This window comes from uncultured Porticoccus sp., assembly GCF_913061305.1.
In the GTDB taxonomy this organism is placed as follows: Bacteria; Pseudomonadota; Gammaproteobacteria; order Pseudomonadales; family Porticoccaceae; genus Porticoccus.
Map to the genome: position 1 here is coordinate 173,728 of NZ_CAJXST010000004.1, position 19,675 is coordinate 193,402.

General features: G+C 55.7%; 18 protein-coding genes. 9 read left to right on the plus strand and 9 right to left on the minus strand.

All coding sequences use genetic code 11. The features are described 5' to 3' along the window. Positions 1–43: 43 nt before the first annotated feature. Positions 44–658, minus strand: coding sequence for an arylesterase (locus QZ516_RS06245; RefSeq protein WP_297187631.1), 615 nt, complete (start codon positions 656–658; stop codon positions 44–46). A gap of 69 nt (positions 659–727) precedes the next feature. On the opposite strand from QZ516_RS06245, the gene QZ516_RS06250 reads away from it, so the two are divergent. Together QZ516_RS06250 and QZ516_RS06255 are read left to right on the plus strand one after the other, a co-directional pair. After that, positions 728–1,417, plus strand: a complete 690-nt coding sequence (locus tag QZ516_RS06250) for an ABC transporter ATP-binding protein (RefSeq protein ID WP_297187633.1) — start codon at positions 728–730, stop codon at positions 1,415–1,417. Further along, complete coding sequence (locus QZ516_RS06255; protein ID WP_297187635.1) at positions 1,414–3,921, plus strand: FtsX-like permease family protein; 2,508 nt, start codon at positions 1,414–1,416, stop codon at positions 3,919–3,921. The genes QZ516_RS06250 and QZ516_RS06255 overlap by 4 nt, the downstream gene beginning before the upstream one ends. A gap of 5 nt (positions 3,922–3,926) precedes the next feature. Here the strand turns inward: QZ516_RS06255 and QZ516_RS06260 are convergent, their stop codons facing one another. Then, positions 3,927–4,307, minus strand: coding sequence for a hypothetical protein (locus tag QZ516_RS06260; protein ID WP_297187637.1), 381 nt, complete (start codon positions 4,305–4,307; stop codon positions 3,927–3,929). Between the two features lie 222 nt (positions 4,308–4,529). Between QZ516_RS06260 and prfB the strand changes: the two genes are divergently transcribed. The 3 genes from prfB to QZ516_RS06275 all read left to right on the plus strand — a co-directional run bounded on the left by prfB (position 4,530) and on the right by QZ516_RS06275 (position 8,575). Next, a protein-coding gene (prfB, locus tag QZ516_RS06265; RefSeq protein WP_297187638.1) for a peptide chain release factor 2 occupies positions 4,530–5,625 on the plus strand; the annotation gives its coding sequence in 2 pieces (ribosomal slippage) (positions 4,530–4,601 and positions 4,603–5,625; 1,095 coding nt in all). Between the two features lie 45 nt (positions 5,626–5,670). Then, complete coding sequence (gene lysS / locus QZ516_RS06270) at positions 5,671–7,197, plus strand: lysine--tRNA ligase (protein ID WP_297187640.1); 1,527 nt, start codon at positions 5,671–5,673, stop codon at positions 7,195–7,197. 184 nt (positions 7,198–7,381) lie between these two features. Continuing rightward, positions 7,382–8,575, plus strand: a complete 1,194-nt coding sequence (locus QZ516_RS06275) for a GGDEF domain-containing protein (RefSeq protein ID WP_297187642.1) — start codon at positions 7,382–7,384, stop codon at positions 8,573–8,575. A gap of 24 nt (positions 8,576–8,599) precedes the next feature. Here QZ516_RS06275 and QZ516_RS06280 read toward each other — a convergent pair whose 3' ends face one another. From QZ516_RS06280 to QZ516_RS06295, 4 genes are all read right to left on the minus strand, one after another. After that, the gene (locus QZ516_RS06280; protein ID WP_297187644.1) at positions 8,600–11,389 is read right to left on the minus strand and encodes a valine--tRNA ligase; all 2,790 of its coding nucleotides are present in this window, start codon (positions 11,387–11,389) and stop codon (positions 8,600–8,602) included. Between the two features lie 92 nt (positions 11,390–11,481). Further along, the gene (locus QZ516_RS06285; RefSeq protein ID WP_297187646.1) at positions 11,482–11,886 is read right to left on the minus strand and encodes a hypothetical protein; all 405 of its coding nucleotides are present in this window, start codon (positions 11,884–11,886) and stop codon (positions 11,482–11,484) included. A gap of 52 nt (positions 11,887–11,938) precedes the next feature. After that, the gene (locus QZ516_RS06290) at positions 11,939–12,364 is read right to left on the minus strand and encodes a DNA polymerase III subunit chi (RefSeq protein ID WP_297187648.1); all 426 of its coding nucleotides are present in this window, start codon (positions 12,362–12,364) and stop codon (positions 11,939–11,941) included. After that, complete coding sequence (locus tag QZ516_RS06295; protein WP_297187650.1) at positions 12,361–13,848, minus strand: leucyl aminopeptidase; 1,488 nt, start codon at positions 13,846–13,848, stop codon at positions 12,361–12,363. Before QZ516_RS06295 ends, QZ516_RS06290 begins: the two co-directional genes overlap by 4 nt. A gap of 107 nt (positions 13,849–13,955) precedes the next feature. On the opposite strand from QZ516_RS06295, the gene lptF reads away from it, so the two are divergent. Both lptF and lptG read left to right on the plus strand, forming a co-directional pair. Next, entirely contained in the window at positions 13,956–15,083 is a 1,128-nt protein-coding gene (gene lptF, locus QZ516_RS06300; RefSeq protein WP_297187652.1) for an LPS export ABC transporter permease LptF, read from the plus strand. Beyond that, complete coding sequence (lptG, locus tag QZ516_RS06305) at positions 15,080–16,168, plus strand: LPS export ABC transporter permease LptG (protein WP_297187654.1); 1,089 nt, start codon at positions 15,080–15,082, stop codon at positions 16,166–16,168. Before lptF ends, lptG begins: the two co-directional genes overlap by 4 nt. A 28-nt stretch (positions 16,169–16,196) precedes the next feature. Here lptG and QZ516_RS06310 read toward each other — a convergent pair whose 3' ends face one another. Together QZ516_RS06310 and QZ516_RS06315 are read right to left on the minus strand one after the other, a co-directional pair. Next, positions 16,197–16,688, minus strand: a complete 492-nt coding sequence (locus QZ516_RS06310) for an RDD family protein (protein WP_297187656.1) — start codon at positions 16,686–16,688, stop codon at positions 16,197–16,199. A gap of 297 nt (positions 16,689–16,985) precedes the next feature. Then, positions 16,986–17,618, minus strand: coding sequence for a phasin family protein (locus QZ516_RS06315; protein ID WP_297187658.1), 633 nt, complete (start codon positions 17,616–17,618; stop codon positions 16,986–16,988). A 142-nt stretch (positions 17,619–17,760) separates the two neighbouring features. Between QZ516_RS06315 and QZ516_RS06320 the strand changes: the two genes are divergently transcribed. After that, the gene (locus QZ516_RS06320) at positions 17,761–18,408 is read left to right on the plus strand and encodes a TetR/AcrR family transcriptional regulator (protein ID WP_297187661.1); all 648 of its coding nucleotides are present in this window, start codon (positions 17,761–17,763) and stop codon (positions 18,406–18,408) included. Positions 18,409–18,456: 48 nt separating this feature from the next. Further along, complete coding sequence (locus tag QZ516_RS06325) at positions 18,457–18,732, plus strand: polyhydroxyalkanoic acid system family protein (protein ID WP_297187662.1); 276 nt, start codon at positions 18,457–18,459, stop codon at positions 18,730–18,732. A 30-nt stretch (positions 18,733–18,762) separates the two neighbouring features. Here QZ516_RS06325 and QZ516_RS06330 read toward each other — a convergent pair whose 3' ends face one another. Next, complete coding sequence (locus QZ516_RS06330) at positions 18,763–19,638, minus strand: ankyrin repeat domain-containing protein (RefSeq protein WP_297187664.1); 876 nt, start codon at positions 19,636–19,638, stop codon at positions 18,763–18,765. Positions 19,639–19,675: the final 37 nt, after the last annotated feature.

The following is a 19,675-nucleotide window of genomic DNA, read 5'->3' on the forward strand; positions in this document are numbered from 1 at the left end:
GGGGATTCTAACAGAGTTCAGGTGATGGGCTATGGGCGCGAGCTCAATGGTCGCAGGGCGTCTCGCCGTTGAGCAGTGGCAGCAATAACTGCATGGCGCGTTGGGTGATCAGCGGTTGTGCCGTTTCAGTCGGATGGATGCCGTCCGCCTGAATCAGGGCCTGATCTGTGGCGATATCTTCGAACATGAAAGCAATCAGTGGCACGTTCTCCTGGGCGGCGAGTTTAGGAAAAACATTGGCGAACTGATCGCTGTAACGCTTGCCATAATTGGGAGGGATTTGCATGCCGAACAGAATGGGCTGGCTATCATTGGCGCGACTGAGGTCGATCATGGCCCGCAGGTTCTGTTCCATGCGGGGAATCGGGTAACCCCGCAGTCCATCGTTACCGCCCAGTTCGATCAGCACAAAATCCGGCTGGTGTTCGTCAATCAGGGCGTCCAGTCGGGACAGACCGCCACCGGTGGTGTCGCCGCTGATACTGGCATTGATGACCCGGTGCTCATCGCCCAGTTGATGTTGCATCAAGTCCACCCAGCCCTTGCCGGCATCAATACCATAACCGGCACTGATGCTGTCACCCAGAACCAACAGGGTGGCGCTGTGGGCGGGGAGCAGAACAAGTGATAATAGCAGGGCAATACAACAGCGGATCATGGCAACAAATTTGAGGGTGACAGATAACTGTTACAGTGTATGGCGTTTGTCGGCAAATGGAAGTAATCAATGATTGAAGCGAACCAGCTTACCAAGGAAGTGACCACTTCCGAGGGTGTCCTGCGGATTCTGGACGATATCAACCTGACCGTTGCTGACGGAGAGGCACTGGCGATCGTCGGGCCTTCCGGATCGGGCAAGTCGACCCTGCTGGGAATCTTGGCGGGTCTGGATACACCCAGCGCCGGGGTAGTCAGGGTGAACGGGGAAGATATCACGGCCATGACCGAGGAGGGGCGGGCTGCAATGCGCGCCCGCTATGTGGGGTTTGTCTTTCAATCATTTCATTTGCTGCCCAGTCTGACGGCGCTGGAAAACGTTTCGCTGCCGCTGGAGTTGCGAGGTGACGCCAACGCCACTGAGACCGCCCGCGGTTACCTCGACCGCGTCGGATTAACCGCCAGGTTCAGCCATTACCCCCGCCAGTTGTCCGGTGGTGAACAGCAGCGTGTCGCGCTGGCGCGCGCCTTTGCCAGTCGACCCAAGATTCTGTTTGCCGATGAGCCCACCGGCAACCTCGATACGGTGACTGGCAAGACCATCAATGATTTGTTGTTCCAGCTGAACCGTGAAGAGGGTACAACACTGGTGCTGGTGACCCATGAGGCGACGCTGGCCAGCCGTTGTCACCGGCGTGTGACGCTGAGGGGAGGTCTGTTGGTGGGGGACGAAGCGGCGCTGCCGGGTACGCCGGGATGATGGCCTGGAAGCTGTTGTGGCGCAGTTGGCGCGGCGGTCAATTGGCGCTGATTTTCTGGTCGCTGGTCATGGCGGTGGTTGTCGTGACTGCGGTTGCCCTGCTGGCAGACAGGGTAGAAAAGGCGTTGGTTAAAGAGTCCAGCCACCTGCTGGCTGCGGATGCCCAGGTTCGCACTAGCCGTGCTATCCCGGACGACTGGTTGCAGCGCGCCGATGATGGGGGCTTGAAAACCGTACAGATGGCACTGTTTGCCTCCATGGTCTACAGCGGGGATAACAATCATCTGGCGGCGGTGAAAGCCGTGCAGTCCGGCTACCCCCTGCGCGGCCTGTTGACGCTGGCCGAGCGCCCTTTTGTAACGACCCCCGAGTTTTTTGAGTCGGTAAACCACGGCCCGCCCGCAGGTGAGGTCTGGGTGGACAGCCGGCTTCTGCCCATTCTGAAGATGGAGCTTGGTGAATCGCTGGACGTGGGGGAAGTCACCCTGCGTGTCTCCAAAGTCATTGTCGAAGAACCGGATCGCGGCGGCTCTTTCTCCCTGTTTGGTGCCCGGGTGTTGATGAACTGGCAGGATCTGGCGGCATCCGGCGTGGTCCAGCCCGGCAGCCGGATCGACTACCGGCTGTTGCTGGCGGGTGAAGACAGCGATCTGGCCAACTACCTAGCCTGGCTCGAGCCGCAACTGAACAGCCATGACCGGCTTCTGTCGCCCGATGAAGCGCAGGCGGGTATTGCCGATACACTGGTCCAGGGGCGGCGGTTCCTGATCCTGGCAGGCAGTCTGGGTGTTGTCCTGGCCGGTATTGCCCTGGCCCTGGCCAGCCGCCATTACGCTGCCGGGCAAACGGCGGCTGTCGCATTGTTGAAAAGCTGGGGTGTGTCCGCCCGGCGTGTGCGGTTACTTTACTGGCAGCAAACTTTCTGGTTGGCGCTGGTGGGCTCGCTGCTGGGGCTAGCGATAGGCTGGCTGGTGCATGAATCACTGGTCTTTTTGGTGCGTGAATTACTGCCGGTCAATCTGCCCCAGGCCGGTTGGCGACCCTGGCTGGTGGGTTTGGCCACAGGCATGCTGTGTCTGGTGGGTTTTGCCCTGCCGGCTCTTTGGCATCTGCCGTCCCTGTCGCCGCTGGCGGTGTTGCGGCGGGATGTGCCCGTCCACCCGGTAAGTGCGATGAAGCGACTGGTGATTGGTCTGCTGGTCATCGTGCTGATGCTGCTCTGGTACAGCCAGAGTGTAGCCCTAACGCTGGCGATTCTGGCGGGACTGGCAGTGACAGCACTGGCGGTGATGGGCCCTGGCTGGCTGTTGTTGAATCTGGCCCGGCGACTGGGTAACCGGGCCGGCAGCGTGTGGCGGCTGGCCCTGGCCAATCTGTGGCGTCGGCGTGGACAAACATTGGTGTTGTTGACCGGCTTTGCCGCTGCCATGGCGATTCTGATGACGCTGGTGATGGTGCGCACCACCCTGATGGAGCAGTGGCGCTGGCAATTGGCCGAAGATGCACCCAATCACTTTCTGGTCAATGTGGCTCCCCACGAACTGGATGGCGTGGAGCACCTGTTGGCAGATAACCAGCTCAGTTCGGTGGGTTGGTATGCCATGGTTCGCGGGCGGATAACGCTGATTGATGGTCAGCCGCCCTCCGACGAGCTGGTGGAGCAGAATAATGCCCTGCGCCGCGAACTGAATCTGAGCTGGACCGATCAGTTGCCCGAGGGCAACAGGGTGGAAGAAGGGCTGTGGTGGGAAGGGCTGGACAACTTCGCTGAACGGCATGGCGAGAATGTGGCGCCGGTATCGATTGAAGAGGATCTGGCCAGTGAAATCGGGGTGACGCTGGGTAGTCGTCTCACCTTCAGTGTGGGCGGACTCACCTTTGACGGGGTGATTACCAGTATCCGCAGCCTCAACTGGGACACCATGACCCCCAATTTTTACGTGCTGTTTCCCGATGGGTATCTGGAAAAGTATCCGCGAATTTTCATGACCAGCCTGTATCTGCCGCCGGAACAGAAACCGTTCGTCAATACACTGCTCAGTCAATATCCCACGGTATTGGTGATTGAACTGGATATGGTGATTGAACGGATTCGCTCTATGGTGACTCAGGTGACCCATGGGCTGGAGTTGATGACGCTGCTGATTCTTGGCTGTGGAGTGCTGGTCATGCTGGCCGCAGTGAAGCTGTCGATGGCCGAACGGCTGCAGGAAAGCGCCATTCTGCGAACACTGGGCAGCACGGCCCAGCGCATATTGATGGTGCAGTCGGTAGAGTTCGGTGCGCAGGGTGCGCTGGCCGGATTGCTGGCCGCCGTCGGTGCAGAGCTGGCATTGTTCCTGTTGCAGCGGCGTATGTTCGAGGCGCCCTTCGGGCTCCATGTCGAACTGTGGCTCTGGGGTCCCCTGATAGGAGCCCTACTGATTGGTGTGCTCGGTGTGCTCTACACCCGCAGGGCGGTGAACCGGCCGCCGCTGCAGGTGTTGGGTAATCTCGATATCTGAAATCGTTAAAACAGCATTTTGGCACCGAGGTAGCTCTCGTGCGCTGCTTCCTGCGTCGCCTGCTGTCTGTGCAGTGACGGTTCTCCACCGTACTGGATGAACAGCACAGACCGGGGTGTACGCTCGTCGCTGGGGGTAGTCCGAAGGGATGCGGCTTGCCACAGCATTGACCATTGCACGGCGAAGATGAAACCCTCTGCAATAGCGCTATTATCGGGCGCATGATGGTTGCCTTCATCACGGCTTGGCTGGATTTTCCAGGTGTCATGATCTTCGCGCTGTAGGGGTGACAGCGCACCAATGTGCTGCCAGCCGTGAGTGTCCGACAATGCGGGCAATGCGATAAATCCGGTTAGTACAACAAGTGTCAGAGTCGGGAGTTTCAAGGAGCGCCTCCATTTTATTTTTGCAAACAACCCCGGAGGGTTGCCTGCCGCCATCCAGTCAGTGACAAAATCGTCATTGTCAGATATTTGTACGCAGGCAAGTAGATTGTGGATCGCATCTGCGATGCAGTAAGATAAGGCAAACGGACGCATCTCTGGAGAACAGGCCGGGAATCCGTTAGAATCCGGCCTCGTTTTTTCTCACAGTCTTGGCCATTATTCATGGAAATCAGCCCACTTCGTCACGCCCTCGAGGATCTTCAGGTACGCACAGACGTGCTTAGGGGGTATCTTTGACTTTGCCAACAAGAAAGATCGCCTGACCGAGGTCGAGCTGGAGCTTGGCGCTGCCGATGTATGGAATGACCCCGATCGGGCTCAGCAACTGGGGCGCGAGCGCTCGTCACTGGAAATTATTGTGACAACCATCGAAGCGCTGGACAGCGGCATTGCCGATGCCAAAGACCTGCTCGATATGGCGGTGGAAGAGGACGATGCCGGCGCGGTAGCGGATATTGAATCCGAAGTGGAGCAGCTCACCGCACAACTGGAAAAGCTGGAATTTCGCCGGATGTTTTCGGGTGAAATGGATCCCAATAATGCCTTTCTGGATATTCAGGCCGGTTCCGGCGGAACCGAAGCCCAGGATTGGGCGGAAATGCTGTTGCGTATGTATTTGCGTTGGGGCGATGAAAAGGGCTTTAAAACCACCCTCGAAGAGTGTTCTGCTGGCGAAGTGGCCGGCATCAAGAGTGCTACGATTCTTTTTGAAGGTGAATACGCTTTCGGTTGGCTTCGCACCGAGACGGGCGTGCATCGGCTGGTGCGTAAGTCACCGTTTGATTCCGGCAATCGCCGCCATACCTCGTTCAGCTCGGTATTTGTTTCCCCCGAAATCGACGACGATGTGGAAATTGACATCAATCCTGCCGACGTCCGGACGGATACCTACCGGGCCAGCGGCGCCGGTGGTCAGCACATCAATAAGACCGATTCGGCGGTGCGCCTGACCCACGAACCGACCGGTGTGGTGGTGTCCTGTCAGAGCGAGCGATCCCAGCACCAGAACCGGGACAAGTGTTGGAAAATGTTGCGCGCCAGGTTGTATGAGCGGGAAATGCTGAAACGCAGCGAAGCGGCTCAGGCCCTGGAGGACAGCAAGTCGGATATCGGCTGGGGCAGCCAGATTCGCTCCTATGTTCTCGATGACCAGCGTATCAAGGATTTGCGTACTAACGTCCAGACCAGTAATTGCCAGGCCGTGCTGGATGGTGATCTGGATCGCTTCATTGAAGCCTCACTCAAAGCCGGTCTGTGATAACCGCACCTGTCCCGGTTCGGCCCAACCCATCTGGTAGATACCATGACTGATACACCCAAAAACACCACCGACCAAGCAGAAGAAAACAGGTTGATCACCGAGCGTCGCGCCAAGCTGGCTGTTATCCGGTCCGAAGCCGAGGCCGTCGGTGGCAACCCGTTTCCCAATGATTTTCGTCCCGCGAATCAGGCGGCATCGCTACAGGCCGACTATGGTGAAGAGTCCAAGGAAGCCCTTGAGTCCCGCCATTACCAGGTCAGTGTGGCCGGGCGTGTCATCCGCAATCGCGGTGCCTTTATGGTGTTGCAGGATGCCTCGGGAACCATTCAGCTTTATGTCACCAAGGAGGCGCGCAGTTTTGCCAAGCGTCTCGATCTGGGGGATATCGTCGGGGTCGCCGGTGCACTGCACAAGTCGGGCAAGGGCGATCTTTACGTCAATATGGAGCAATTTCAGTTGCTGACGAAGGCGTTGCGGCCGCTGCCTGACAAGTATCACGGGCTTGCCGACCAGGAGCTGCGCTATCGCCAGCGCTATGTGGATCTGATCGTCAATCCGGAGATCCGCGAACTGTTCCGCATCCGTTCGAGTGTGATTGATTTTATTCGTCGCTACCTCAACAACCGGGCGTTCATGGAGGTGGAAACCCCCATGCTGCAGGTGATTCCCGGTGGTGCTACGGCCAAACCGTTTATCACGCACCACAATGCGCTCGACATCGATATGTATCTGCGAATCGCCCCCGAGTTGTATCTCAAGCGGCTGGTGGTCGGCGGCTTTGAGCGGGTTTACGAGATCAATCGCAACTTCCGCAACGAGGGGCTCTCGACCCGTCACAACCCCGAATTCACGATGCTGGAATTCTATCAGGCCTATGCGGATTATCAGGATCTCATGGATCTGACCGAAGACATGTTGCGCAGTCTGGCCGCCGAGGTGCTCGGTAGCACCGAAGTTGTCAGTACGGTTAAAAACGCCGAGGGCGAGGTGTTGCAGGAAACCCGTTACGACTTTGCCAGGCCTTTCCGTCGCCTGTCGGTATTCGATGCCATTCTCCACTTCAATCCGGATGTCAGTGCAGCGGTACTCTCCGACGTGGAAGGCGCCCGGGAGCTCGCTGAACATCTCGATATTCCCCTCAAGGACAACTGGGGGCTGGGCAAGGTGCAAATTGAGATTTTCGAGAAAACCGTCGAGCACCGCCTCGATCAGCCGACTTTTATCACCGAGTACCCCACCGAAGTGTCGCCACTGGCCCGTCGCAGTGATCGGAATCCTTTTGTCACCGAGCGTTTTGAATTCTTCGTCGGCGGTCGTGAGATTGCCAACGGTTTTTCCGAGTTGAACGATGCAGAAGACCAGGCGGCGCGTTTTCGTGCCCAAGTGGCAGAAAAAGAGGCTGGGGATGACGAGGCAATGCATTATGATGGAGATTATATTCGTGCACTCGAGTATGGCTTGCCACCCACGGCTGGTGAGGGGATCGGTATCGATCGTCTGGTGATGTTGCTTACGGACTCACCTTCTATCAGGGATGTGTTACTGTTCCCGCATATGCGCCCGGAGTAGTGTCTGGACTCTTTACCTCGTGCTCGTTGTTGCAGGCAGGCTCGAGGGTTTTCTTCTGATCAGGGTGGGTTGAGCACCACGTTTTCAAAAACGGCTAGCAATTAGTGTGTTTCGAGTGTAATTAATAATACCGTGGGACCCGTTTTTTAAGTGACGGGTATTTGTTCAAGGAGAACAGCGGATTATGTCAGGGAACTCAGACAACCAAAAAAAGCCGGGCTGGACCGACAGCATCAGTCGTGCCCCGCAGCGTGCTGCGGCCGATGCGGAAGCCCAGTGGCAGTCAGTGATCATTGGTATTCTAATGCTCACCGGGGGGCTGGTGATGACGGCCCTGTCGCTCTGGGACATCTATATAGACCTGGGCCCGGTCTGGTCAAATCTGGTCACTCTTGCAGCCGGATTGATCATCACCTTCTTCTATATCCTGCTACTTAACAGAGGCAGCACCAGTGTTCGCCTGACGGTCGTCATACTCCGATTGACCATGGTTATCATGGTCTTTTTACATTTCTTCTGGTTGCTGGTTGAAGATGTGGAGTGGTCCGGACTGCTTTGGTGTCTGGTGATGTTACCGCTGTTTTTTCACCTGCTCGGCTACCAGCGGGGTTCGATTCTGGTGTTGTTGCTGATCAGTGGCACCACATGGCTGCTGTTCTGGCCCGCCACTTTCTATTCGTCTCCCCACTCGGCAGCAATTCTGTTTCGGTTCTGGGCCGCCTACCTGATACTGGCCTGGATTTCCTTTTCGGTGGAGTATATCCGCCACCAGACCCGTCAACGACTGCAGGCTACCTGGCGGGAGCTTGATGTCCAGGCCTGTACGGATGAATTGACTGGCCTGGCCAATCGACGTGGCCTGAAAGAGTATCTGGGCAAGCAGGAGCAACGCAGCAGCCAGGGAGAGGGCAGTTATGCCGTGATTCTTGGCGATATGGACGATTTCAAGCAGATTAATGACCGGTATGGTCACGATGTTGGGGATCGGGTGTTGGCGACAGTGGGCAAGCTTATCAGCAGCTTGGCCCGGGCAGATGATCTCGCTGCCCGCTGGGGTGGTGAGGAGTTTTTGTTATTGCTGGCCGATACCGATGCCGAGGGTGCGAAAGTACTGGCTGAGAAAGTTCGCGACTGCGTGGCCACCAGTAAAATTCTGGTGGGTGGTGAGTCGATTGATCTGACCATGAGTCTGGGGGTTGCTGCCCAGCAACAGGATGCGCCTTTATCGGCTTTGCTGAAATCTGCCGATACCGCCATGTACAAGGCCAAATGCCGGGGCAAAAACAGTGTGGTCATGGCGGACCACCTGCCATCGAACGTGGAAAGCGAAACCCGTCAGGATTCACCGGCGGCGGTCACTGATCCGGTGAATACCTGAGGCGGCAGTTGAGGGTAGAAGGCTTCAGAGCGCTTTGATGGTGATGCACTGCTGAGAGAGTTTGCCCAGCGTGGCTTCCATGTCAGCCATCCTTTCCCGCTCTTTGGCAACCACCTCTGCCGGTGCTTTGCCGACGAAGTTTTCATTGCCGAGTTTGCTTTGTACTTTTTCCAGTTCCCGCTGCAGTTTATCGATTTCCTTGTTCAGTCTCGCCAGCTCTGCGTCCTTGTCGATCAGCCCTGCCATGGGTACCAGGATTTCCATATTGCCCACCAGTGCCGTGGCCGACATGGGTGCTTCTTCACCCGGCTCCAGCCAGGTGATGGCTTCGAGATTCGCCAGTTTGGCGAGAAACTGACGGTTATCGTTCAGCTTGCGCAAGTCATCGGCGGAACCGTTGTTGAAATAAATAGGCAGATGTTTTGCCGGCGTGATGTTCATTTCACCGCGGATGTTGCGGATACCGATGATTACCTTCTTCAGCCATTCGATATCTGCGATGGCGGTTTCGTCGATGCGACTGTCGTCGGACTCGGGATAGGGCTGCAGCATGATGGTGTCACCTTTGGCACCGGCCAGCACCTTGATTTGCTGCCAGATTTCTTCGGTGATGAAGGGCATCAGCGGGTGAGCCAGTCGCAAGGTGGCCTCCAGTACTCTCACCAGGGTGCGACGGGTGCCCTTTTTCAGGGCCGGAGCGGCGTCGTCGTCCCACAATACCGGCTTGGACAGTTCCAGATACCAGTCGCAGTATTCGTTCCAGAAAAACTCGTAGATAGCCTGTGATGCCAGATCGAGCCGGTAATGGTCGATGGCCTCTGTTACGGCCTTCTCGGCCTGTTGCAGGCGACCGATGATCCAGCGATCCGCCAGGCTCAGTTGATAGTCAGTGCTGTTGTCCTGACCGCAGTCCTGATCCTCGGTATTCATCAGTACATAGCGGGTAGCATTCCACATTTTATTGCAGAAATTGCGGAAACCCTCGATCCGGCCCACATCGAAATTGATATCCCGGCCGGTAGATGCCAGCGAGTAGTAGGTGAAGCGCAGGGCGTCGGTGCCATAGGGTGCAATGCCGTCCGGGAATTCCTTGCGGGTCTGTTTATCGATTTTTTCCCGGAGTTTGGGCACCATCATGCCGGCGGTGCGTTTCTGCACCAGCGGTTCCAGGTCGATGCCGTCGATCAGGTCGATGGGGTCGAGCACGTTGCCCTTGGACTTGGACATTTTCTGGCCCTGACTATCGCGCACCAGGCCGTGCACATAGACCGTGTGAAACGGCACTTCCTTCATGAAATACAGGGTCATCATGATCATTCTGGCCACCCAGAAGAAGATGATGTCGAAGCCGGTGACCAGCACACTGCTGGGGTGGAAGGTCTTCAGGAGTTCGGCGACATTCGGATCGTTATCGGCATTGGGCCAGCCCAGCGTGCCGAAGGTCCACAGGCCGGAGGAGAACCAAGTGTCCAGCACATCCTCGTCCTGTTTCAGGGCGGTATCGCCGAGGTTGTGGCGTTCGCGCACGTCTTCCTCGTTGCGGCCCACATAGACATTGCCTTGATCGTCGTACCAGGCGGGGATACGGTGGCCCCACCACAGTTGTCGGGAAATGCACCAGTCCTGGATATCGCGCATCCAGGAGAAATACATGTTCTCGTACTGTTTGGGCACAAACTGGATACGACCGTCCTCTACAGCATCGATGGCTTTCTCCGCCAGCGGTGCGGCTTTCACGTACCACTGGTCGGTGAGGTAGGGCTCGATAACGACGCCGGAGCGATCGCCCCGGGGCACTTTCAGTTTGTGGTCGTCGACCTTTTCCAGCAACCCGAGGGCATCCAGATCATCGACAATGCGCTTGCGGGCCTCAAAGCGGTCGAGGCCGCGATAGGCTTCCGGTACCTGGTCGTTGAGCTGGGCATCGTGGTTGAAGATGTTGATCATCGGCAGGTTGTGGCGCTGGCCGACTTCGTAGTCGTTGAAGTCGTGGGCCGGGGTGATTTTGACGCAGCCGGTGCCGAATTCGCGGTCGACATAGTCGTCGGCAATAATCGGGATTTCTCGATTGGTCAGGGACAGGGTGACGGTTTTACCCAGCAGATGGGCGTAGCGTTCATCGTCGGGATTCACTGCCACGGCAGTGTCACCCAGCATGGTTTCCGGGCGGGTCGTGGCGACAATCAGAAATCCACTGCCGTCGGTCAGCGGGTATTTGAAGTGCCAGAGGTGACCGTTTTCCTCTTCGGCAATCACTTCCAGGTCGGAGATGGCCGTGTGTAGTGCCGGGTCCCAGTTCACCAGCCGCTTGCCGCGGTAGATCAGGCCGTCCTCATAGAGTCGAATGAAAACTTCCTGAACGGCTTTGTAAAAGCCGTCGTCCATGGTGAAACGTTCCCGGGACCAATCCGGGGATGCGCCCAGACGGCGGAGTTGTCGGGTGATGTTGCCGCCGGACTGGGCCTTCCATTCCCAGACTTTTTCGATGAATTTTTCGCGGCCCAAATCGTGCCGGGAAACACCTTCAGCCTCCAGCAGACGCTCCACGACCATTTGCGTGGCAATGCCTGCGTGGTCCGTCCCCACTTGCCAGAGCGTGTTGTTGCCGAGCATGCGATGGTAGCGAATCAGGGCATCCATGATGGCTTCCTGAAAGCCGTGGCCCATGTGCAGGCTGCCAGTGACATTCGGAGGCGGAATCATGATGCAGTAGGGGTCCGCCTGGGGATCGGAGCCGGGTTTGAAATAACCCTGCTGCTCCCAGGTCTGGTACCACTTGGATTCAATATCTTGGGGACTGTAGGTCTTTTCCATGCGCACTCGTAGGGGTTTTTGGCAAAACATGACCGCCCATGGCGGAAATTGCGGGGCAAATAAACGTAAAGGCGGGGATTATAAAGGGCCAGCTAGCCTGCGTCGACGTGGTTTTCGTCACCTTCCGTGGAATCCGAACTGAGTGCCAGACGCAGTTTTTCCCGTAGCTGGCGTTCCAGGACGGGCAAGTATTCTGCGACCAGTTCTTCCAGCAAATCCTCCAGCTCGGCGCCGGCTAATGTCGGGGCCGACAGCGGGGTTTGATGGGTTTGCAGAGTAGCCGGGTGGCTGGACGCTTCAGGTGGATTTTGTTCACCTTCTAATAATGGCTCAGTGAGAATCGGGATATCCAGCTCGAACGGGTCGTCAAGGTCGCCGAAGGTCTCATCCAGCATGGGAATATTCTGCTGCACCTCAGGACTGTCGTGGAGGGTATAACGCAATTGATCGAGTTCTTCGATCAATGTCTTGCGCGGGTCTTTGGGCTCGTGATTCATGGCGCCTACCTCTGGCCGCCAGCACGGTGATCCATATTCCTGATGGTCAACACTATTTTTTGTTGCTCAGATCGTGAAAGTTTAGTGGATAGCCGCGGTGTTTATAAAAGCTGAAACGCTCCCGTTTCAGTTCTATCACTTGCTGGTCATCGTAGACGATCTCAATGGCTTTCTCAAAGCGCGAAAACCATCCCGGCGTCTCTTTCGCCAGGTTGATCAGCAACCCGTGGTGCTCACCCGGGTCATCATCGTGATTGATGGCGATGGCTGAGACCGGCTTTGACTCAATGGCGTGGGGCAAAAAGGCGGTCGGTCGGAAGGACCAGAGCAGGTCGTCGAGTTGCCGGGAAACATCCTCGTCACCCGTGTGCAGCAATACCGGCAGGTCCTGCTGAAAGGCTTTTTCCGTCAACTGACAGGACAGCATCAGCGACTCACTGAAGCCGCCGCTTATCTTGTAAAAATTGATATTGGTCATTGGCTGACCTGCCCAGCCAGAAACTCGACCAGTAGGGGAACGGGGCGACCGGTGGCCCCCTTGTTGGCGCCGCTATTCCAGGCGGTACCGGCGATATCCAGGTGCGCCCAGCGATAATTTTTGGTAAATCGTCCCAGAAAACAGGCTGCGGTGATGGTGCCCGCTTCCCGCCCGCCGATATTCGCCATATCGGCAAAATTACTTTTCAGCTGTTTGTCGTATTCATTCCACAGGGGTAGTCGCCAAACCCGGTCACCGCTGGTCTGGCCGGCGCTTTCCAGTGCCTGTGCCAGGGTATCGTCATTGCTCAGCAGGCCGCTGGCATGACTGCCCAGCGCCATGACACAGGCGCCGGTAAGTGTTGCAATATCAATCACGAAAGAGGGCTTGTAGCGCCCGGCGTAGGTGAGTGCATCACAGAGAATCAGGCGGCCCTCGGCGTCGGTATTGAGCACCTCAATGGTTTGTCCGGACATGCTGGTCACCACATCACCCGGCCTGGTGGCAGTGCCACTGGGCATATTTTCGACCGCCGGGATAATGCCTGTGACATTCAGGGGGAGCTTGTACTCGGCAATTGCCGACAGCGTGCCAATAACGCTGGCGGCACCGCACATATCGTATTTCATTTCATCCATGCCGGCCCCGGGTTTGAGGCTGATGCCGCCGGAATCAAAGGTCACCCCCTTGCCCACCAGCACGATCGGTTTGCCGCGGCTTTTGCCTCCCTTGTATTCCAGCACAATCATTTTTGCTGGCTGTTCAGTGCCCGCGGTCACCGATAACAGTGAACCCATGCCGAGCGTTTCCATCTGTTTCTCGCTCAGGACCTTGCAGTCAAGATTGGGGTATTGGCCCGCCAGCTCCCTGGCCTGACTGGAAAGGTAGCTGGGAGTGCAGATGTTGCCGGGCAAATCGCCCAGTTCCCGGCTGCGGTTGACACCGTTGGCGATGGCGCCGCCGAGGAGCAGGGCCTGTTTCACCGGGCCTATTCCCTGTCTGGACGGGCATATCAGGGAAACCTTGCCCAGGCTTACTGGCTTCTTTTCCCGGGCCTTGAACGGATTGAACAGATAAGCCGCTTCGCCCAGTTTGCGGGCCAGCTGCTGAGCCAGCCAGGGGCGCTCGCGCCCGGTTACTGCGATGCCTTCGAGTGATATGGAGGCAGACTTTATCGGCAATTTGGTCAATTGGCTGGCCAGAGTGGACAGGGTGTTGAGGCAGGTTTGTTCGTTGAGTGTTTCTTTGCCAGCACTGAAGATGAGCAGGCGTTCCGCCGCCAGGCCTTTTGGCTCATTGATCAGCTGCATGCCGCCGTCGGCATATTTGATATCGCCTTTTTTTATCAGTCGCGCTATCAACCCTTCCGTAGCCTGGTCGATTTGTTGGAGGTCAGGGGAGTCGAGTCCCTTCGGGCCATAGGCCAGCACGAGACATTCGGTTTTGCGGGTGGTGAGCTGGCCGACAAAGGTATTAAATTCCATGATATCTCCATTGAGGGGTAGGGAGTGCGAGACAATAGCAGTGTAATTCTGGATAATTGGATGAACAACTCCAATGCTAGTCCGCCGAGCATAACAGGAACCCACACTTGCTGATATTTCGCTACATTGCCAAGGATCTACTGATCTCTACATTTGCTGTCAGCGGGATTTTGTTGATCCTGGTCGCCAGTGGCCGATTTGTGAAGTACCTGGCCAGAGCAGCAGCGGGTGAGATGGATGCCAGTGTGCTGCTGGCTATTATCGGCTACCGCCTGCCGGGTTTTCTCGAATTGATTCTGCCGCTGGCTTTCTTTCTTGGCATATTGCTCAGTTACGGTCGGCTTTACGTGCAGAGTGAAATGACCGTGATGCGAGCCTGTGGTATGAGCGTGCGCAGGCTGGTGGTTTATACCATGATTCCGGCGGTGTTCGTCGCGTCTATTGTTGCCTGGCTGAGTCTGGATGTCAGTCCGTCCGGGATGCAAAAAGCCGAAGCCCTGTTGCTTGCCCAAAAGGAACGCGGCGAACTGGACGGTTTGATTGCTGGGCACTTTCATCCCCTGCAGGGTGGTCGGGGTGTTACCTACACCGAAGAAGTGACCAAACAGAAAGAAATGCGGGACGTGTTCCTGGCGGAAAACAACCCCGATGCCGTGGAAGGTAAACAGTTGGTACTGGTGGTTGCGCCCACCGGGCACGTTCGTGTCAGTCCCGACCCTAAAGAGGCGAACTTCCTGGTTCTTGAGGACGGCTACAGGATTGAGGGTGTTCCGGGCAATGCCGATTATCAAATCACCCGGTTTGAGGAATACGGTCAGCGGCTGAGCAAGCCTGAAGAGCCAAGGAGCAGGGACAAGGTGGATACGTTAGCAACCGGCACTTTGATGAGTTCAACGCTTCCGTCGCATGTTGCCACCCTTCATTGGCGGCTGTCTGTGCCAGTGCTGGTCCTGGTGGTGGCATTACTGGCGGTTCCTCTCAGTAAGACCGATCCCCGCCAGGGCCGATTTGCCAAGACGCTGCCGGCGGTCATTCTATACATGGTTTACCTGGTCTCCCTAAGTGGCGCCAGAGGATTGGTGGAAGACGGCAACACCGCCGCGCTTGTGCTGATGTGGGGAATCCATATCCTGTTTCTGGGTATTGCCGTATTGCTGTTTAACTGGTCGACCGTAAGCACCCTGTTTGCGCGCCTTGCAGGCGTTGCCAGAAAACCGGTGGGAATGCAGTCATGAAGTTAAATGCAGGCTATCAGTCGATGAGGCGTCTGTCCTCCTATGTGATGGCATCGGTGTTGTCGGCGATTGCCATGGTTCTGCTGGTTATCGTGACGCTGGATGCGGTGGGTGCCGTCATCGATGGGGTGGACGATATTGGTAACAAATACACTTTTTCTCAGGTGGTTATCTATGTCGCGTTGACCCTGCCAGCACGCATTTACGAGCATATTCCGATGGCATCACTGATCGGCTGCCTGGTTGGTCTCGGCGTGTTGGCGAATAATTCTGAACTGGTGGTGATGCGATCGGCCGGGATTTCCCTGCTGCGCATTGTCTGGTTTGTGAGCCGACCGATTCTGATGCTGATTTTTTTGGGCGCACTGCTGGGTGAATTTGTGGTGCCCTACACGGACCAATATGCCGAGAGTCGGCGCATGGTCCTGAAAGGCGGGGAGAGCTCTCAGGAAACCAACATTGGTATCTGGAACAAGGAAGGCAATGAATACATGCATTTTAATGCAGTGTATCCCGGCGGTGTTTTGTTCGGGGTGACCCGCTATGAATTTGATGATGAGCACCGGCTCCAGAGAGCAAGTTTTTCCGAGCGGGCGACGTACCAGGGTGATCATTGGCTGGAAGAGCGGGGAGTAATCACCCGCTTCCTGGATGACAAAGTGGAAACCGGTGAATTCACCACGCGTCTCTGGGACAGCAAACTGTCGCCGGAGTTGCTCTATCTGATTATCCTCCCGCCGGAGTCACTGGCCATTCGAAGTCTTTACGATTACACCGAGTATCTGGAAGGGCAGGGCCAGGATGCTTCGAAATATCAATTGGAGTTCTGGCGCAAGGCACTACAGCCGGTCACGATAGTCAGTTTGGTGCTGATTGCCATTTCCTTTGTGTTTGGTCCGCTCAGACAGGTGACGATGGGCTATCGGATTTTTGCCGGTGTTCTGGTGGGGCTGGTGTTTAGTACTGCCCAGGATCTGCTGGGGCCCGCGAGTGTGGTGTTCGGTTTCCCCCCTCTGCTGGCGGTAGTGATCCCGGCGCTGGTATGTGCTGCCGTTGGATTGATTCTGCTGCGCAGAGCGGCCTGACCCTCTATTGCGAGAGGCTTCCCCAGTGTCAGTTGGCAGCCGGATTTTTTTTGCTCCGTTTCGGCGGCTTCGGTAATACAACCGTTCGGGTATGGCTCCACTTGTCATGCAGGCAGTCGCCGTTACGGTCCACCAGGCACCACAGATAGCCAATGCCGAACACGGCAAAGGATAGCGGTGCAAACACCGTGCGTTTCCAGCAGGCTTGCCAGGGGGGACTATCCTCGTTCTGGCCGATGAGCTGAATTCGCCAGGATTTCATGCCGAGGGTTTGGCCTGAACGACGCCAGCACCATACAAAAAACAGCGCACAAAAAAACCACCATCCCACCATAATTAGTAATTGTAACGAGCTGTCTGGCGCCTGCATGGTGTCGTCACCGAACAACCTGCGCAGCAATAACAGTACAACGCCGTAGGCGAAACTGATGCCCAGCAGCAAAAAACTGTCATAAAGCATTGCCATCAGGCGTCTTGCCAGATTTGCGGAGGGGAGCGTGGTGAGGGTGGGATAGGTCAAGGAGCGCTTCACTTATGTCGGTTGGGGGTGTTGGCTAGCTTGTGATGATCGTTTCAGGTCGGCTGACCATTGATGTCCAGCAACCGCATTCTAACAAAACACCATCAACTCGACATCGATAACCGGGATCAATTTCTCCCACTCACCTGATCAGGTAATCCACTTCCTTGCGCACAGGATCTTTGCCTTCGGCATCGGAGCAAAAAAAAGGCTGCCGGTGAGGGCAGCCTGTCAATAAGGCCTATGGGATTGGCCTTGGGCACTAGTTGCTCTTGCGAGCAAGGGGGTAAGACAATATTAAGCGCTAGTAGTGGGGCTATTCGCTTTCGGTGTGGTCGGTGCTGGTTTTGTCTCAGCACTGATGGGTTTGCTGGCCGCAGGAGCCGGCTTGGTCGCTACCGGTTTGGCAGCCGCTTTTTTAGCGGGTGCCTTTTTGGCCACTGGCGTAGCAGTTGCTGTTGACTTGGCCGTTAGCTTGTTGACGGTGCGAATCAGCTCGTCTACTTTGGTATTCAGCTCGGCCAGTTTGTCGTCGTTGTTGTAGAACGAAGGCATAGACGGAATCGTCGGCATCACCATTTTGGATGAGACTTTTTCACGAATCTCGTCGATTCTGGAGCTGACATTCAAATTGATGCCGTCCTTACGTAGATCTTTGCCGCGCTTCTTGAGCTTTTCACCTTTGGCTTTCAGTTTGCCACCCGCTTCCTTGAACCTGTCGCCGGTTTTATCCAGTCTGGATTTGGCTTCTGACTCGATTTTTGTGCCGCGGGCAACCAGGTCGTCAAAATAGCGACGGGTCTGATCACTCATTTTTTCATAGCCATCATGAATGTTGTTGAGGCCATGGCCATAGGCGCCGAGTCCAGCGAGCCAGATCTTGCGTGCGAGTTCTTCAGTTTTGTCGATAGTGTTTTTAAGTTCTGCCATAGTAATATCTCCGGTAGCAGTTGAATTCGTGTGTTTACGCTTAATTTCATGCCACATTAGTGATAATTTTTAGAAAACGCATACTAAAAACAAGGTTTTTACAAAATAGTGGAATTTATTTTGCAACGCAGTCGGGATGCTGATGAAAAGACGTGATCATATTCTGTTGGTGAGTCTGGACCTGTTTAATCGCGAGGGCGAAACCAACCTCACTGCAGTGGATATTGCCAATGAGCTGGAAATCAGCCCCGGTAACCTCTATTACCATTTCAAGGGAAAGGAGGAGATGGTCACGGAGCTCTATGAGCAGTTTGAGGCCGGTATCGACACCTTGCTACAGGACTCCCGCAGCGCAGAAGACAGTCTGGAGGAGCACTGGCTCTACCTGTATGTGATGCTGGAGCATATCTTCAACTACCGCTTTTTTTTCCGTAATACCACAGACCTGTTGCACAAGTACCGCGGTATAGATAAGCGGTTCGGCAAGTTGGTGGAAAAGCAGTATCAGTGGATACACGGGTTGCTGGATAGCCTGCTTGAGGAAGGGTTGCTGGCGGATAGAACAATGATTGCAAGTCGTGTTGATCAGTTGGCCGACAACATGATGCTGATTTTCACACACTGGTTTCAATTTCAGAATCTTCGCAAAAAAGAACTCGACCAGCACCAGTTTATCCAGGGTGCCATTTTACAGATTATGGCACTATTGGCGCCTTATCTGGGTGAGCAGCAATTGCAGTTTATGGAAGCCTGCACGGAGCTTTCTCTCCGCGAGAAACAGTGCCAGTAATCCTGCATTCGGCCAGGTCCAGTCAAATCACAAAAAAGAGAGGGGTAGATGAGCCATATTCAGTTGGAACGCAATCACACCATGGAGAAAGAACAGGTTCGCACCATGACGGAAGCGCTGGGACAAAAACTGAAAGCCAAACATGGTGGTGATTATTGCTGGGAGGGCGATACGGTTCATTACAAACACAGCGGTATTGATGCCAAAGTGAGCTTTGATGACAATACCGTCAGAGTGGATGTAACCCTTGGCCTATTGATGAGCGCCTTTAAAGGCATGATCGAGTCAGAAGTCACCAAGTATCTGGATGAAAAGTTTGCCTGAGTGCGACGCTCACTTATTTCAGGACGGGGACTAGTTCTGCGTCGCACCGACACTGACCAGATATTCAGTGACCTGTGTGTTGTCACCGTAGTGGGCCCACTTTAGTGGCGTTTCAGCTCCCCGGCAGGTAGCGTTGATCAGGGCGCCGTTGTTCACCATGTATCTGACCATGTCGACAGTCCCGTCCTGCGACAGGTAGTGCAACGCGGTGCAGCCGTCACTGTCACCCTGATTGATATCGACGCCCTGATCCACCAGGTACTTCACAACGTCGATTTTTTCCGTCAAAGCTCCGTAGAGAATTGCCTGGTTAAGCTGGCTTTGCTGAGCCTGTCCGCTGTCCACGAAGGCTTGGAGGGTATTCAGGTTTCCGAGGCGCGCCGCCATCTTTAAAGCGCCACTGTTTTCGCTTGCCGCAAAGGTCCCGCCGTTTGCCAGAAGCAGGGCTGCCAGATCGTAGTTATCCTGGTAGGCCGCGTAAAACAGCGAATCATTGCCCGGTTTTGCCCCATGGTTAATCAACAAAGCCGCCATTGGAACAGTGTTTTTCCTGATCGCCCGATTCAGGGAGCTGGCCAGTTCATCGGCCGGAAAGACCTGGTCAGCTTCGTAACGGGACAGCATCACATAAAGCCCGTAGTTGCCGCTGGCGCTTGCGTGTTTCAGCGCGTCCCGGAAGTCGGCATCGCTGATCTCTGCGAAAAAGCCTGCATCCTCGAACAGATAAGCTCCGTCATGGTTCCGTCCGGTGGTTGCCTGTTTAAGACCGGCGAGAGTAACTGGGATATTCCGGCGGGCCAGCTCTTCCCTGGCGGCTGCTTCCGCAGCTGAGTTTGAGGCCTGTTGCGAACAGCCAGAAAAAACTGTGGCCAATAAGCCAGCCAGTAGAATTCGTAGCAGATTCATCGGGTTCTCCGTCTCAGGAGCGAAAAAAAGATAGGTT